Genomic DNA, 15,033 nt, shown 5'->3' with positions numbered 1-15,033 from the left:
ATGAAACGCGTCACAGGCCATGCGCATGCCGGTCACTACAGCGGTACGCCCTTCGACCATATCGTCCTGGCGCATGACGAGAGGCATCTGCGCCGCAAGGTCCTGACCCTGCAAAAGGGCGAGCAGATCCTGATCGACCTGCCCGATCCCATCGCCTTCACCCATGGCGACGTCCTTGTCCTCGATGATGGAAGGATGGCGGAGATTATCGCCGCCGAGGAAGTCCTCTACGAAGTGACGCCGCGCGACCGGCAGCACCTGTCGGAACTGGCCTGGCATCTGGGCAACCGCCATTTGCCGGCGCAGCTGGAAGAAGACCGCATCGTCATCTTACGCGACCATGTGATCAAGACCATGCTGGAAGGTCTTGGAGCCAAGGTTACCGAGATTGTCGCCCCATTCCATCCGCTGCGCGGCGCCTATCACAGCGGCCATGGTCACGATCACCACGATCATGCGCATCATGATCACGGGCATCACCATCATTCCCATGACTGATTTCACCGCAAACACCGCGCTGCTGCGGCTCATGACCTGGCTGTCCCCGGCCTTTCCCGTCGGCGCCTTTTCCTACAGCCATGGCATTGAACGGGCGGTCCACGACGGACTGATCCGCGACAAGGATACGCTGCACGCATGGCTGACAGACCTTCTGCACCACGGGTCGATCTGGAATGATGCGGTCTTGTTTGCGGCGGGCTGGCATGATGCGCGGGAAGGCGGGGATTGCCAGTCCATTGCAACCCTTGGCGAAGCCATGGCCGGATCGAAGGAACGGCACATGGAAACCATGCTGCAAGGCAGCGCTTTCCTGCAAGCCATCGTGCACTGGGGAGCAGACCAATCGGGCACGACCGGCGAAATGCCCTACCCCGTTGCGGTGGCCATGGCCGCTGCCGGCAATGGCGTAGCGCTGCAGCCGGGGCTGGCCGCCTTTCTGCATGCGGTCATTTCCAACCTCATTCAGGGTGCGGTACGGCTTGTTCCGCTCGGTCAAAGCCACGGGGTCGCGCTGATAGCGGCACTGGAACAGCCGATCCTGGCGGTTGCGCAACGCGCCGCCGCCTCAAGCCTCGATGATTTGGGATCGGCAGCGATCCTGTCGGACATCATGGCGATGCAGCATGAAACACAATATTCGAGGGTTTTCCGGTCATGATTTCACAGAATGGACCGCTTCGCGTCGGGATTGGCGGCCCCGTTGGCTCCGGCAAGACCACAGTCACCGAAATGCTGTGCAAGGCGATGCGCGACCGCTACTCCGTCGCCGTCGTGACCAATGACATCTATACCAAGGAAGACGCACTGATCCTCAGCCGCCTGCAGGCCCTGCCCGAGGACCGGATCATGGGTGTGGAGACCGGCGGCTGCCCGCACACGGCTATTCGAGAAGATGCCACGATCAATCTGCAGGCGATTGCCGAGATGAACAAGCGCCATCCGGACCTCGATATCGTCTTCATCGAATCCGGCGGTGACAATCTGGCCGCAACATTCTCGCCCGATCTCGCCGATCTGACCATCTATGTCATCTCGGTCTGCCAGGGCGAAAAAATACCGCGCAAGGGAGGCCCCGGCATTACCCGTTCCGACCTCCTGATCATCAACAAAAAGGATCTGGCACCCTATGTCGGCGCCGATCTTGACGTCATGGATGCCGACACGAAGCTACAGCGCGGGGCCAAGCCCTATGTTTTCACCGACATGCTGCGGCGCAACGGGCTTGATGAGGTCATCGCGTTCATTGAGACCGCAGGGGGTCTGCGGCCTTAGCCGCTGGCCCGTGCAGGCTCGGCCTGCTGCCCTGCGATCATGACCTCGGCGAGAATTTCGTAGGACCGAATCCGCGCCTTGTGATCGAATATATGGCCCGTCGCCATGATTTCATCGGCGCCTGTGCGCCGGATGAACTCTTCGACACCCGCCTTGACGGTCGACGGTGAACCGGCGACCGTGCACGACAGCGACTGGCGTAAAATCGCCCGCGCGTGCAGGTCGAGTGTTTCCTCGTAGCCTTCGACAGGCGCGGGCAATGGCCCCGGCATGCCCGTACGCAGATTGACGAATGCCTGCTGCTGCGAGCTTTTCAGCAAGTGTGCTTCATCATCCGTTGCCGCTGCAAAAACGTTCAGCCCCAGCATCACATAAGGCTTTTCCAGATGTTCGGACGGTTCGAAACGCGCGCGATAAATCTCGACTGCCCGCTCCATCTCTGCCGGAGCAAAATGCGAGGCGAAGGCGTAGGGCAGCCCGAGGGCTGCGGCCAGCTGGGCGCCAAACAGGCTCGACCCCAATATCCAGACCGGAACATCGAGGCCCGCGCCCGGTACGGCCTGGACCTTCTGGCCCGGCTCCGGTTCGCGGAAGTAGCCCATCAGTTCCACCACGTCCTGCGGAAAACCGTTGATGTCCTGCTCAAGATTGCGGCGCAGGGCATGGGCTGTTATCTGGTCCGTCCCCGGTGCGCGGCCAACACCGAGATCAATACGGCCGGGGTGCAGCGCCGCGAGCGTGCCAAAAGCCTCGGCGACCATCAGCGGCGCATGGTTCGGCAGCATGATGCCGCCGGCGCCGAGGCGAATGGTCGACGTGCCGGCGGCCACATGCGCGATGACGACGGCTGTCGCCGCACTCGCAATGCCGCGCATGTTGTGATGCTCGGCAAGCCACAATCGGTTGTAGCCGAGACGTTCGGCATGCTGGGCCAGATCCAGCGAATTGCGGAGGGATTGCCCTGGCGTGCTGCCAACGGGAACCGGTGAAAGGTCGAGGACGGAGAGTGGGGTCATCGCCTTCATATAGGCGAGCAATCACCGTGCACAATGCGCGGCAACCGATTCATGATTCACAAAATTTGAAGCCATGTTCAATGGAAGACAATGAATCCCCGCGCCCTGAATTGAACCAGTATTCAGTTCTTCAGGACCCGCAGACCGGCAGACTCGGCACGCAATTCCATTCCGACAAGCGCACGTGTTTCCTGGGACAATTGTTCATCGGACTCACGGATAGCCGTTTCAATGAAATAGGCGATCATCTCAAAGCCTTCACCATCGGCAATAGCGCACAGTTTCGAGAGTTCTGTTTTCAATACTTTCAGCGTTTGAACTCTTTTGTTCATGCTATTCTCTCCAGATCCCACCAGCGGCACTGCCATTTTTTCTTTTCATTGAAACATTCACACTATTGCAGATAAAAATCCATGTTGCAGACCACGCGATCAACAAACTCCACGGCACAATTGATGGATATTTTCCTCAGTAGTTAATTGTTCTTGCAGTTTATATTGAAAGTTTTCTAACGGTATTATTAGCAAAATTCACCGCTTGAAAAGCCCCGCAATGATCACAACTTTTGGCAATAACTTCTTACCTTGATTCAAATTTACATAAAATTAGAATTACTTGCGAACAACATCATGAATGCATTCATTTATTTTTTCCGGCCCCAAATTTATCGGTCAGAGCCGGGAAATTCGCAGCTGTGGTTTTCCGCATATTTCTTTTGATCCCGACTTCACCGCCTTGTCGATCAGGCCGGAAGCAAGGTCTGAAACCACTTCGACGGCGATATCTTCCGGCAATCCGGTCTCGGCCATTCCGGCTTTCATGGCGGCAAAACTTGCCGCACTGTCGGTTCCGCAAATATAGGCTTTGGCTTCCAGCAAGGCGGCCCGTTCAAACTTTTTATTGTAGATCTCACTGGCCTCGGACGGCGCTGCGGCCTGCCCTTTCATGCTGAAGGCTCCTGCCGGCTGGATCGACAATGCCGACGCTATCATTGCTACCATAAGGACTGACGCAGATATTTTACGCATCTTCTCGGCCTCGATTGCGGAGGTCCGATGCTTTCATCATCGGCCCCTTTACGAAGCATTAACGAATCAGGATGCCCGAAAGTTCCGTTCGCGCGCTCAACTCGGCGTGATGGCCAGGTGATAATTGAACGCTTCTTTGCTGCATTGCACCAGGCGCATTGCTGCTATGCAATATTATCTGTATTAAATCACATCAATGGAGTTATTGTTGGATCAGGAATTTTCGACAGCGTCACCTCCTCCCGGCTCTGTCGAAACGGTCGGCCTCTTCTCCTCCCAGAAGGCCTTCCATAACCAACGAAACCCATCGCACCTCCTCCCGCGGTGGGTTTTGTTGTTTCAGGGCTTCCCACACTTCCCTCATGCAACACGCCAGACGAAAACACCGGCCGGAGTTTGATCTCGCGGGCCGGTGCTTTGAAAAACATTCAAGTCTTTGGAGGTGTATCCAGGTCCTACTGCACCGCGTTCTGCGCGCCCGGTGTCTCGGGAACTTTTGACGGAACGGCCTTCTGGGTCAGGGACTTGGGGGGCGGAACAAAATGTGTGTCCTTCGCCGGCGACAGGGCATCAGCTGCTGCTTTTGGACTGTTGCTCGTGCTGGTACTCGTGCTTGTGCTGCAGGCCGCCAGGACCATGAGAGACAAGACAGCCAAGGGTAATGCAATGCGCATTCGACATTCCTTTGTTTGCATGAAAGAGCCGCCCAAGCGACACTTAGGACAATCGCGCCCGCTTGACCACCCAATCCAAGCCACCAAGCGTCAAATAAAGCCCGGGCCCGGTCCTTGAAAACCGGGCAAGCGTTCCCTAGCGAATGAGGATCGCCCTGAGATCATTGACATTGGTGCCGGTTGGTCCCGGGACGAAGAGATCGCCGATGGCATTGAACGCCGACCAGGCATCATTGCCGTTGAGATAGGCGGATGCGTCGAGCCCCTTCGCCAAAAGCCGCGCGATGCTGCCGCTGTCGGCAAAGGCCCCGGCATTGTCCTCCGAGCCATCGATCCCGTCCGTGTCCGCCGCAAAGGCGCTGATACCGTCATATCCGTCGATATCGAGCGCCAGGGACAGCAGGAACTCGCTGTTGCGGCCGCCCTTGCCTTTTCCGCGCACGGTCACCGTGGTTTCACCGCCGGAAAGCAGGACCACGGGTTTGGCAAACGGCTGATTTTTGGCCAGCACCTGCTTGGCCAGAGCCGAATGCACGTGCGCCACCTCGCGCGCCTCGCCTTCAATGGCATCGGACAGCACGACCGCCTCCACGCCAAGTGAACGGGCGGCATCGGCCGATGCTTCCAGCGAAACGGCAGCGGAGGCAATGACCCGGTGCTCATGCGACGCAAATACCGCATCTGACGGCTTGGGTGCGTCGGCCGCTGCCGACTGCAGGTGTTTCAGGGCTGCCGCCGGCAGAGCGAGACTGTAGCGCTCGACGATCCGCAGGGCATCCTCGCGGGTTATGGCGTCGGCAACGGTCGGACCTGATGCAACAAAGGCTGGATTGTCGCCGGGTATATCGGACACGATCAATGAAAAGACGCGGGCGGGATAGGCGGCCGCAGCCAACCTTCCGCCCTTGATCGTGGAGAGATGTTTGCGTACGGCATTCATCGCGGAAATCGGCGCTCCCGAAGCGAGCAGCGCCCTGTTGACCGCGATCTCGTCATCGAGGGTCATGCCTGCCGGCGGCGATGGCAGCAAGGCCGACCCGCCGCCTGAGATCAGCGCGACCACCAGATCATCGCTGGTCAGGCCCGAAACGGTTTCGAGCAGGCGCTTCGAGGCAACAAGACCCGCCGCATCCGGCACGGGATGCGAAGCTTCGATGATCTCGATGCGCTCGCACGCAACCCCAAAGCCGTAACGGGTGACCGCAAGCCCTTCCAGCGGGCCATCCCAGGCCTTTTCAAAGGCGCTTGCCATCTGCGCCGATCCTTTGCCCGCACCGATCACAATGGTCCGGCCCTTGGGCTTTTCCGGCAGATGCGCGGCAATCGTGCGCTGCGGATCAGCGGCAGCGACGGCGGCTTCAAACAGCTTTTTGAAAAATTCCTTATCCTGCATGCGCGTCACATATCCAGATCAAAGACAAAAACACCCTGAACACCGGCGGCAGCGGCGGCAACAATGCGCCCGCCGATAGCCCTGTGCCCGGCGTCGTCAAGGTAGGTGTCACGCGCATCCGCATCGGCGAAATCGATGATGAAGCCTTCGCTGAAGCCTTTGTCCATACCGGTTTCCGGACTGACATTGGCACCGGCATGAAAGGACAGGACGCCGGGCAGTTTTCCGCAAAGCGTTGCAAGATCGTTGTATATGTCCTGGCGGGTAACAGCGGCGACATCACCGCGAAAACGAATAAAAACACAATGGCGTATCACGGAAGAAACTTTCACTGATGGTTGGCGGCGCGATTGTGCGGTGAAGCAGCAAGGCCTGGCATTATCTTGGATCAATCGACGTGTATCCTGACGGGATTGCCGAAAATTGCGAGCGCTATTTCCGCCTCCTGCGCAAATTTCTCTGGACGGAACCTAACCGAACAATCGTTCCACCGACATGGCCATCGACAACAGGCGACGATCCGCACCATGCCGGGCAAACAGCATCAGCCCTCCGGGCAATGCCAGGCCCGGCATGGGAATGCTGATCGCGGTCAAATCGAACTGGTTGGCAATCTGCGGGTTGCGTAACAAGAGGCCTTCCGTGCGTTTGTAGAACTCCTCGTTCTCGCTCACGTCAGCGATCAGCGGAGCCGTCATCGGCACCGTCGGCAGTGCCAAGAGATCATAGGCGGCAATATGCCGGTCCATTTTTCGCACGAGCGCCTGCCGCTTTTGCATCACGCCGATGTAGTCGGCTTCCGCAACACTCAAGCGCCGCCGCAAGGTTTTCTGGACGCGCTGGTCCACATCAAGCCCGGTCTCATTCAGCCAGTCCGCATGAACCCGGCTGCCTTCGATCCCGGCAATGGAGCCGACCGACGTCGCCTCAGCCATTTCATCGACCAGTTCATCCAGCGTGCATTCCACCAGGATCGCTCCGGCTTTTTCGCATCGCTGCAGGCTTTCCTCGAATGCCCGAGCGATAACCGGTTCCATTGCGGAGAGAACCTCCCCCTGCGGCAGGCCGACGCGCAGGCCGGTAAGGGACAGGGGTTCAGGGACATCCGGGGCCTCGCCCGCCATCACCGCATCCGCCACGGCGCAATCGGCGACCGAGCGCGCCAAGGGACCAACGGAGTCAAGACTTGGCGCCAAGGGAAAAGCACCCTGCAGGGGAATGCGCTTTGCCGTGGGCTTGAAACCGGCAACACCATTCAGCGCCGCGGGAATGCGGATGGACCCGCCCGTGTCCGACCCTATGGAAATCTCACTCGTGCCATCGGCGACAGAAACCCCGGCGCCGGTCGACGATCCGCCAGCAATGCGGCGGCTGTCGCAGGCATTTCCGGCGATGGGATAGTGCGGATTGAGGCCAACGGCAGTGAAGGCAAACTCGGTCATGATGGTCTTGCCGACAATGACAGCACCGGAGCGCCGCAAACGCTCGACGATCACCGCATCCTTGACCGGGGCAGGCGCACGCTGGCGCATGCGCGAGCCAGCCAGGGTTGGTTCGCCAGCCACATCGAACAGATCCTTGATCGAAACGATCCGGCCATCGAGGCCGCCAAGGCTGGTCCCCTCGCGCATCCGCCGGTCCGAGGCGTCCGCCTCCGCCCGTGCGGTGGCGGCATAGAGCTTGACGAAGGCATACCCGTCTCCAGCAGCGATGGCTGCAAGGCTTTGCTCCAGTTTATCACGCACAGATCCGGCCGATTGAGACAAAGGCATCCTCCCCTCCCACATGAACTGCATTGTCTATAACGCCGCCTGCTGAAAATTCAAAAGGAGGTTCGGATTGCCGGTCATATTGCTATGCAGCATGCTCATTGCTGCCATGCAACATTGGCAATTTTCATGTGGCCGGACGCGTCGCACTATTTTCCCCGGGAGGTTGATCAAAAATAAGGGGAATACCAAATGAGCCTTCGCAACCATATCCAAAAGTGGCGCCAGTATCGTCAGAACCTGTATGAATTGAGATTGTGCACCGATCGCAATCTCGCCGATCTGGGCATCGCCCGCTCGGACATCCGCCGCGTCGCGTGGCAGGCCTGCGACTGAGCCTTTCAACAGCTGCATTTATATGGACTAAATCGGGCAGGCCGTTATCGGCCTGCTTCAGTGACCGACGCCGAACGAGTAATTCCAGGTCACGCCGATTGCCTTCTGGTCCTTGGACCCGAGTTTCGGCACAATCGGGCTATCCTCCGCATCGCCCGCCAGCCGGTCATACCGGCCGAACACCTGAACGCTCCACGCATCGGAGAATGAGTAGGTGGTGGCGGCGACAACCCCGTATGATTTGACCCCGCCACCGGGCGTGTACGGCTCGACGCGGTGGTTGTTGTGCGATTCCTCTTCCGTCACACCGAAGGTGTTGCGCATATAGGTGCTGTCGGCAAGCGACAGGCGGGGCCCGACAGAGAACAGAAATTTATTATAGCGCTGGAATACGTCAGCCGAGAGATCGGCGACGAGCCCCTCGGAATTATTGAAAGCCTGCCTCACCTCGGCGCGCACGCGCAAACGATCCTGGATCGGCCAGAACTGCGCGAACACGCCGCCATCCACGGTCCATGACACATGGCGCAGGCCGACAAAGCCCCGATCATCCGAATGGGAACGGCCGGACCGGAAACCGATGACAGGGCCGATCTCCAGCCCGCCGAGGGTCAGCAGCGTATAGTCGATATTGTCGTCGGGCGCACTCATGCCCTCGGGCTCATCGCCACGCCGGATATCGAAGGACGGCATGAAACCGAAGCCGTTGGCGCGTGCACCTTCAAACTTGCTGCCATATTCGACGCTGGCGCCAACCGTCACGATCCAGCGCGCCGGATTGACGGGCTTGCCGTCGCTGGCAATCGGGTCAGAATCTGCCGCAAAGGCACTGTGGGCAGTGGCGGTCACAAGACCAGCGCACGCCAGTGCGGCGGCAAATTGCCTTATACTCCGATACATCATCTCAAACGGTTGTCCCGATTTGCAATCATCCAGGATTGCCCCACCAGCAAAATTCATTTCCCTGGCCAATGCCAGCGCCATTCTCATCAGAGAAAATAGGCGCTTCAATGATATAAGTCACCTTCTGAACGGAAACGACAGGAAAATCGATATACGCAGTGAATCAATTTTAAACCAGAGGCAATCCACAGGGACACGCGCCCTTCCCGCAAACAACGCAACCGCGGCGGCGGGGCTGTAAGCATATTGCCTTTTTACAACCGCTGATTTAGTGACGGTTATGGTGTTACTCTCGAAGCTTCGAATAGTATTTCTCCGCGCAGTTCGACGTGAAAACAAGCGGCGCGTTGTCTATACTTGCCTTTTTGGGTACTCCGAACGCTTCGCAGATTTTGAATACGACCGGCCAGAGAATACAGATTTCGTCTGCTTCACAGATGATCCGAAACTATCCTCAGATTTTTGGCGGGTTATTTACGTGCCCGCCTCATCGCTCGATCCGCACAGGACATCCAAAGGCTATAAAATTCGACCGCATCTGTATTTCCCCAACCACAAATACAGTCTCTATCTCGACAATACGGTAAAACTGAAGAAGCCGGTCTCGACCATATTCGACGAGTTTGCGGCCTCGAGAGATATGATGCAGGCGTTTGTTCATCCTGAGAGAGATTGTGCCTACGAGGAGGCCAGGGTTGTCGCTGATATCGGATATGACAGAAAATCCATCGTCGAGCAGCAAATGGCATTCTATCGAGAGCTAGGTTATCCGCAGACCAATGGTTTGAACGTCGGAACGCTACTGCTGCGCAAGCACAATGAGCGGCGGGTCGTTGCCGCAATGAATGCGTGGTACGAGGAAGTGCTGAAGTTCTCGAAACGCGACCAGCTCTCCTTCAATTTCATACAATGGCGTCATGGCTTGCAGGTATCGCCAATCCTCGGATCGCCGCACGAAAACGAAATGATGGAATGGCCAACTGTTTTGAACAGCCAAAGGCTGCCGCGCGACTTCGAAGACAACAGGTATCTGGAACTCAATCAGGACGTCGCTGCTGCCGCGGTAAATCCGCGTGAACATTACTTGCATTACGGTATAAGCGAAGGCCGATCGTATAAGTGATTGCCATTCTATGGCCCTGATGCCTGCTGCACCACGACGCAATATGAAATCGGCTGATATCCGCCGTGGCTATCAAGCAAACTATTGGTCTTATTGAGAAAGAAGTGGTGCCCAGACGCGGATTCGAACCACGGACACGCGGATTTTCAATCCGCTGCTCTACCAACTGAGCTATCTGGGCACTTCAGGCATTTCCGTTATCCGGCAAGCCTTTCTGACAGCGTTGATTTTCCGTCAGAAGCGGGTGGGTTATAACACTAAAAATCCCCCTGTCCAGCATCAACTGACGATTTTTTTGCCGTTTTTCTGCCTCTTGCAAACAGCATGCATTGATGCGTTGTTTATTATCCAAAGAGACAGGATTCGCATTTCATGGATGAAACGGGGGACAAAGCTGCCAGGAGCAGTGCTTTTGGCTGGGGAATCATCGGCAGCGGCGCGATCGCTCAGCGATTTGCCGCCGATCTTGCGTTTGTTCCGCAGGCCTTCATCGCCGCCAATCATTCCCGCTCGCTCGCCGATGCCGAACAGTTTCGCGATGCATTTGGCAGCAAGTGTGCCTATGGCGATCTTGATTCCCTGCTGGCGGACCCGGCGGTCGATGCCGTCTATATCGCCACACCCAATTCCATCCATCTGGCGCAGGCCCTGAAGGCCGTGCGCTCCGGCAAGGCCATCCTCACGGAAAAGCCCATTGCGCCATCCCACACGGAAGCCTCGGTCATCCAGCGCGAAGCAGCCCGGATCAAGGTCTTTGCCATGGAAGCCATGGAGACCCGCTTCCTGCCGGCTGTCGTGGCGGCCAAAGCGAAAATCGATGCGGGCGAGATCGGAACGATTCGCCGAATCACCGCGGAACTCGCCCATGCCGAGGACTACACCCCGGAAAACCGGCTGTTCAATCGGTCCCTCGGCGGCGGTGCTACGCTGGATCTCGGCATCCACGGCGTCTCCCTGGCGATGCATTTTCTCGGCCAGCCGCAAAAAGTATCCGGCCTGTGGCATGCCGCGCCGAATGGCGTGGATATGAGCTCGGAAATAGCGCTGCACTATGATGGGGCCGACGCGATCCTGTCCTGCGGTTTTGATCGCAACGGCGCGAATCATTGCGTCATCGAGGGAACGCAGGGCACGCTGCGACTAGATGCCCCGTTTGACAAGGCGCAGCGGCTGACGATGTACCGGCCCTTCCTGGTTGCGACACCCTTCGGCCCGCTGAAACGGTCGGGAGGCCTGCTTGGCAGGCTGCTTGATCGCCTGCCGGTCCCCGGGCGCAGGAGCGAAGACTATCCGTTTGAAGGCAATGGCCGGCAGTTTGAAGCCATGGCGGTGATGGACGCCATGCGCAAGGGTGAAACAAGCGCAAGAACCATGCCCCTGAGCGACAGCATCCATGTCCTGCGTGCGATCAATATCGTCCTGGCACAGCCCGCCACACCGCGGGTGATCAAGCTCTGAAACGTTTCACGGCGGTGCGTTCAGCGTTCGGTGTCGTCTTCGCTGTCGTCGGCGCTTTCAACCGCCGGAAGAACATAGGCACCCGTCAGCCAGCGATTGAGATCGACGTTGCGGCAGCGGCTTGAGCAGAAGGGATAGTGCTCCCGCTGTGACGGCCGCTTGCATTCCGGGCATGGCCGTGTCGGCCGCAATGGCGTTACCTTCGCCGCGCTGTTGTTTTCGTCCATCAGTCCAAGACCTAGTGTGCCGATGATTGCCAGTTGGCATAGACGGGATAGCCCTCGCCGTGCAGGAGACCGGCTGTCTCGTAAAGCGGCAGGCCGACCACATTGCTGTAGGAGCCGACAAGCTTGACCACAAAACCGCCCGCAAGTCCCTGAATGGCGTAGCCACCGGCTTTTCCGCGCCATTCACCCGATGCAAGATAGCTCTCCAGTTCCTCGCGCGAAAGACGCTTGAAGCGCACCCGGGTTTCGATCAGATCCTGACGGATCTTGCCCTTCGGCGTGACAAGGCAAAGACCGGTGAAAACGCGGTGCGAACGGCCGGACAAAAGGCGCAGGCAACTGGTTGCGTCGTCGAGAATTTCAGCCTTGGGCAGAATGCGGCGGCCAACCGCCACTACGGTATCGGCAGCGATGATGTAGGACTTGCCAAGGTCCGCGTCACCTTTCAACTCGTCTGCCACCTTTTCGGCCTTGAGGCGCGACAGACGGCGTGCGAGCGAGCGCGGGTGCTCGGCACGCAAAGGCGTTTCGTCCACGTCGGCGGGCAACAGGCGATCGGGCTCCAGGCCGATCTGACCCAGCAGCGCCAGACGGCGCGGCGAGCCGGATGCCAGAACCAGTTTGTGTTGATCGCTCATGAACGCATTCCTGGAAATTCGTGTCCTGCGGACAAGTCAGGCCGAAGCCGGGAGGACTGTTATTTGAAGCGGTAGGTAATGCGACCCTTGGTCAGATCGTATGGGGTCATCTCGACAAGGACCTTGTCACCCGCCAGAACGCGGATGCGGTTCTTGCGCATACGGCCGGCCGTGTGAGCAATGATTTCATGATCGTTTTCAAGCTTGACCCGGAACATCGCGTTGGGCAGCAGCTCCGTCACGAGACCGGGAAACTCTAGTACTTCTTCTTTCGCCATGCGTAGTTCTATCTCCAGAAAGGAATTTGCGGTCACACTCGACCGCAATTTTGGGCGGAACCTATAGTATTGCGCGGCATTTGTGAACAAGGGAGTTCAATGCAATTGTGCACGGGCTGACAAAGGTTCGAATTGCCTAGCCGAAACGCGCTTGAATATGGTGTTTGAGGTTGTCGCGCACGTCGCGGTAGGCCTCCATGATCTGGTCACGGCGCCCGCGCACCAGCGTCGGATCGGGTGTAGGCCAATATTCCACATGGACCGATGTCGTTCGCGTCAGCTCCAGCGCCATGTGATGGGCCTTGGGCGACAGCGTGATGATCAGGTCGAAATAGTCGTCCTCAAGCTCTTCGAAGGTGCGCGGGTGCAGGGAAATGCGCTTCAACCCGAGTTCTTCCAGCACGGCATCGACGAATGGGTCCGGTTCGCCTTTTTCAACACCGGCCGAGGCAACATAGACCCGGGGCGGCAGCAGGCTGCGGGCCAGCGTTTCGGCAATGGGCGAACGGATGGAGTTCATGCCGCAGATGAACAGCACCGCACCGGGCATGCTCCGTTTGGCAGGCTCCTGCCCGTCCGGGAGCTTGTCGGGTTCGGCGCCCACTGGTCCGCTCATCCCCGCCAATGCAGCACACACACCAAGGTAAAGAGGCGGCGGGCGGTATCGAAATCCACCTCGATCTTGCCGTTCAGGCGATCCATCAGCGCTTGCGATCCTTCGTTGTGCAGCCCCCGCCTCCCCATATCGATGGCTTCGATCTTGCTGGGACTGGATGAGCGGATGGCCTCGTAATAGCTCTCGCAGATCATGAAGTAATCCTTCACCACCTTGCGCAATGGCGTCAGCGACAGAATATGGGTGACCACATCATCGCCGGCCTCACGCGAAATGGCAAAGACGAGACGCGACTCGATCAGTGACAGTCTCAGGCGATAGGGGCCCATCCCATCGTCATTGACAGGACGGAAGCTGTTTTCCTCAATGAGATCAAAGATGGCAACGGCGCGCTCATGCTCGACATCGGGCGTGGAGCGGCCGATGGTCTCGTCCAGCTCCACATCGATCAATCGCGCATCGGTATTGCCCGTTGCTGTCATTGTCACCCTATAGGTTCAACCGGATCGCGACGGAATTGCCGTGCGCATCAAGACCTTCGGCGCGCGCGAGTTCTATCGCCGCCGGCCCCAGAGCGCGCAACTGTTCCACACCCAGCTTCAGGATGGACGTTCGCTTGACATAGTCAAGCACCGAAAGGCCGGAAGAGAACCGGGCTGACCGCGCTGTCGGCAGGACATGGTTGGAGCCGCCGACATAATCACCGATCACCTCGGGCGTGTAGCGGCCGAGGAAAATGGCCCCGGCATTGCGTACGCCCGCCAGCAGGGCTTCCGGATCAGCGGTCGCGATTTCCAGATGCTCGGCCGCGATGCGGTTGACCAGCGGCAGTGCAGACTGCAAATCCTGAACCTGGATCACCGCGCCATAATCGCGCCAGCTGGCGCTTGCAGTTTCCGTCCGGGGCAGTCTTGCCAGTTGGCGCTCGACGGCGGCGATAACAGCATTGCCGAATGCCTCGTCGTCGGTGATCAGGATCGACTGCGACGCCGTATCGTGCTCGGCCTGGGCCAGAAGATCGGCAGCGATCCAGTCCGGATCGTTGTCGCTGTCGGCCAGAATGAGGACCTCCGACGGACCTGCGATCATATCGATGCCGACCGTGCCGAAAACGCGGCGCTTGGCAGCGGCCACATAGGCATTGCCCGGACCAACGATCTTCGACACCGGTGCTATGGTTTGCGTGCCATAGGCCAGCGCGGCGATTGCCTGTGCACCGCCCACCCGGTAAATCTCGGAAACGCCGGCAAGGCGTGCGGCCACGAGAACCAGCGGATTAAGCTTTCCGTCCGGAGACGGCACAACCATGACGATGCGCTCGACGCCGGCAACCTGGGCCGGGACAGCGTTCATGAGGACCGAGCTCGGATAACTCGCCGTGCCGCCCGGCACGTAAAGCCCGACCGATTCCACCGCCGTCCAGCGCGACCCGAGTTCCACACCCAGTGCATCGGTGTAGCGGTCGTCCTGCGGCATCTGTCGCTGGTGGTGGGAATGAATGCGGTTACGGGCGAGCTTGAGCGCCTCGACGGTTTCCAGCGGCGCTGCTGCCATCGCCGCATCGATTTCGGCTGGTGTGATAGCAATGCCGTGCTGCACAAGGTCGATACGGTCAAACCGCTGCGAATAGTCGATAAGCGCCGCATCGCCTTCGGTGCGAACCCGATGAATAATATCGGCAACCACGCGATCCACATCCTCCGATACTTCGCGCTTGGTCAGAAGAAACGCGGAAAACCGGGATTCAAAATCAGGATCGGACTGCCTCAACACCAAAACCACAATAACTGCTCCTCTTGCC

At 58.5% G+C, this 15,033-nt stretch carries 19 protein-coding genes and 1 tRNA gene; 6 read left to right on the top strand and 14 right to left on the bottom strand.

What is annotated here, in order from left to right:
• The 3 genes from ureE to ureG are packed head-to-tail and all read left to right on the top strand — an operon-like array spanning position 1 to position 1,773.
• Entirely contained in the window at positions 1 to 498 is a 498-nt protein-coding gene (gene ureE, locus AC1Q5O_RS25545) for an urease accessory protein UreE (protein WP_492566898.1), read from the top strand.
• Positions 434 to 1,159, top strand: coding sequence for an urease accessory protein UreF (locus AC1Q5O_RS25540; protein ID WP_492566896.1), 726 nt, complete (start codon positions 434 to 436; stop codon positions 1,157 to 1,159). Before ureE ends, AC1Q5O_RS25540 begins: the two co-directional genes overlap by 65 nt.
• Positions 1,156 to 1,773, top strand: coding sequence for an urease accessory protein UreG (ureG, locus tag AC1Q5O_RS25535; RefSeq protein WP_346306016.1), 618 nt, complete (start codon positions 1,156 to 1,158; stop codon positions 1,771 to 1,773). Before AC1Q5O_RS25540 ends, ureG begins: the two co-directional genes overlap by 4 nt.
• Here ureG and AC1Q5O_RS25530 read toward each other — a convergent pair.
• The 6 genes from AC1Q5O_RS25530 to AC1Q5O_RS25505 all read right to left on the bottom strand — a co-directional run bounded on the left by AC1Q5O_RS25530 (position 1,770) and on the right by AC1Q5O_RS25505 (position 7,656).
• Positions 1,770 to 2,789, bottom strand: coding sequence for an LLM class flavin-dependent oxidoreductase (locus AC1Q5O_RS25530; RefSeq protein ID WP_463011723.1), 1,020 nt, complete (start codon positions 2,787 to 2,789; stop codon positions 1,770 to 1,772). The genes ureG and AC1Q5O_RS25530 overlap by 4 nt on opposite strands.
• Before the next feature lie 122 nt (positions 2,790 to 2,911).
• On the bottom strand, positions 2,912 to 3,157 hold the full coding sequence (locus tag AC1Q5O_RS25525; protein ID WP_464662751.1) for a hypothetical protein: 246 nt from the start codon (positions 3,155 to 3,157) through the stop codon (positions 2,912 to 2,914).
• Positions 3,158 to 3,460: 303 nt separating this feature from the next.
• A complete protein-coding gene (locus tag AC1Q5O_RS25520) occupies positions 3,461 to 3,736 on the bottom strand; it encodes a hypothetical protein (RefSeq protein ID WP_464662750.1) in 276 nt (91 codons plus the stop codon).
• Between the two features lie 891 nt (positions 3,737 to 4,627).
• Positions 4,628 to 5,884: a glycerate kinase type-2 family protein gene (locus AC1Q5O_RS25515; protein WP_492566892.1), complete on the bottom strand. Its 1,257-nt coding sequence runs from the start codon at positions 5,882 to 5,884 to the stop codon at positions 4,628 to 4,630.
• 5 nt (positions 5,885 to 5,889) lie between these two features.
• The gene (locus AC1Q5O_RS25510) at positions 5,890 to 6,201 is read right to left on the bottom strand and encodes a Dabb family protein (protein WP_492566890.1); all 312 of its coding nucleotides are present in this window, start codon (positions 6,199 to 6,201) and stop codon (positions 5,890 to 5,892) included.
• A gap of 153 nt (positions 6,202 to 6,354) precedes the next feature.
• A complete protein-coding gene (locus AC1Q5O_RS25505) occupies positions 6,355 to 7,656 on the bottom strand; it encodes an amidase (protein ID WP_492566887.1) in 1,302 nt (433 codons plus the stop codon).
• A gap of 189 nt (positions 7,657 to 7,845) precedes the next feature.
• Between AC1Q5O_RS25505 and AC1Q5O_RS25500 the strand changes: the two genes are divergently transcribed.
• A complete protein-coding gene (locus AC1Q5O_RS25500; protein ID WP_223611812.1) occupies positions 7,846 to 7,989 on the top strand; it encodes a DUF1127 domain-containing protein in 144 nt (47 codons plus the stop codon).
• A 57-nt stretch (positions 7,990 to 8,046) separates the two neighbouring features.
• Here AC1Q5O_RS25500 and AC1Q5O_RS25495 read toward each other — a convergent pair whose 3' ends face one another.
• On the bottom strand, positions 8,047 to 8,838 hold the full coding sequence (locus AC1Q5O_RS25495; RefSeq protein ID WP_346306009.1) for a MipA/OmpV family protein: 792 nt from the start codon (positions 8,836 to 8,838) through the stop codon (positions 8,047 to 8,049).
• Between the two features lie 334 nt (positions 8,839 to 9,172).
• On the opposite strand from AC1Q5O_RS25495, the gene AC1Q5O_RS25490 reads away from it, so the two are divergent.
• Complete coding sequence (locus AC1Q5O_RS25490) at positions 9,173 to 10,015, top strand: glycosyltransferase domain-containing protein (protein ID WP_492566884.1); 843 nt, start codon at positions 9,173 to 9,175, stop codon at positions 10,013 to 10,015.
• A gap of 105 nt (positions 10,016 to 10,120) precedes the next feature.
• Here the strand turns inward: AC1Q5O_RS25490 and AC1Q5O_RS25485 are convergent.
• A tRNA-Phe gene (locus AC1Q5O_RS25485) sits at positions 10,121 to 10,196 on the bottom strand.
• A gap of 191 nt (positions 10,197 to 10,387) precedes the next feature.
• On the opposite strand from AC1Q5O_RS25485, the gene AC1Q5O_RS25480 reads away from it, so the two are divergent.
• Positions 10,388 to 11,473 carry a Gfo/Idh/MocA family protein gene (locus AC1Q5O_RS25480; RefSeq protein ID WP_492566882.1) on the top strand — a complete coding sequence of 362 codons (1,086 nt, stop codon included), beginning with the start codon at positions 10,388 to 10,390 and terminating at the stop codon, positions 11,471 to 11,473.
• Between the two features lie 20 nt (positions 11,474 to 11,493).
• On the opposite strand, the gene yacG is transcribed toward AC1Q5O_RS25480, so the two are convergent.
• From yacG to hisD, 6 genes are all read right to left on the bottom strand, one after another.
• A complete protein-coding gene (gene yacG / locus AC1Q5O_RS25475) occupies positions 11,494 to 11,700 on the bottom strand; it encodes a DNA gyrase inhibitor YacG (RefSeq protein WP_374042664.1) in 207 nt (68 codons plus the stop codon).
• A gap of 11 nt (positions 11,701 to 11,711) precedes the next feature.
• On the bottom strand, positions 11,712 to 12,338 hold the full coding sequence (locus AC1Q5O_RS25470) for a Maf-like protein (RefSeq protein WP_403169935.1): 627 nt from the start codon (positions 12,336 to 12,338) through the stop codon (positions 11,712 to 11,714).
• Positions 12,339 to 12,397: 59 nt separating this feature from the next.
• Positions 12,398 to 12,616, bottom strand: coding sequence for a translation initiation factor IF-1 (gene infA, locus AC1Q5O_RS25465; protein ID WP_008122731.1), 219 nt, complete (start codon positions 12,614 to 12,616; stop codon positions 12,398 to 12,400).
• A 136-nt stretch (positions 12,617 to 12,752) separates the two neighbouring features.
• Entirely contained in the window at positions 12,753 to 13,232 is a 480-nt protein-coding gene (locus tag AC1Q5O_RS25460; RefSeq protein WP_223611819.1) for an arsenate-mycothiol transferase ArsC, read from the bottom strand.
• Entirely contained in the window at positions 13,229 to 13,714 is a 486-nt protein-coding gene (locus AC1Q5O_RS25455) for a UPF0262 family protein (RefSeq protein WP_403169931.1), read from the bottom strand. The genes AC1Q5O_RS25460 and AC1Q5O_RS25455 overlap by 4 nt, the downstream gene beginning before the upstream one ends.
• A gap of 7 nt (positions 13,715 to 13,721) precedes the next feature.
• Positions 13,722 to 15,014 (bottom strand): histidinol dehydrogenase, encoded by a 1,293-nt coding sequence (hisD, locus tag AC1Q5O_RS25450; protein ID WP_492566879.1) that lies wholly within the window; start codon positions 15,012 to 15,014, stop codon positions 13,722 to 13,724.
• Positions 15,015 to 15,033 lie beyond the last annotated feature (19 nt).

It is taken from the genome of Phyllobacterium sp. MT110, assembly GCF_058792715.1.
The sequence above is the reverse complement of the archived record's forward strand: the minus strand, read 5'-3'. Positions and strand labels throughout refer to the sequence as shown.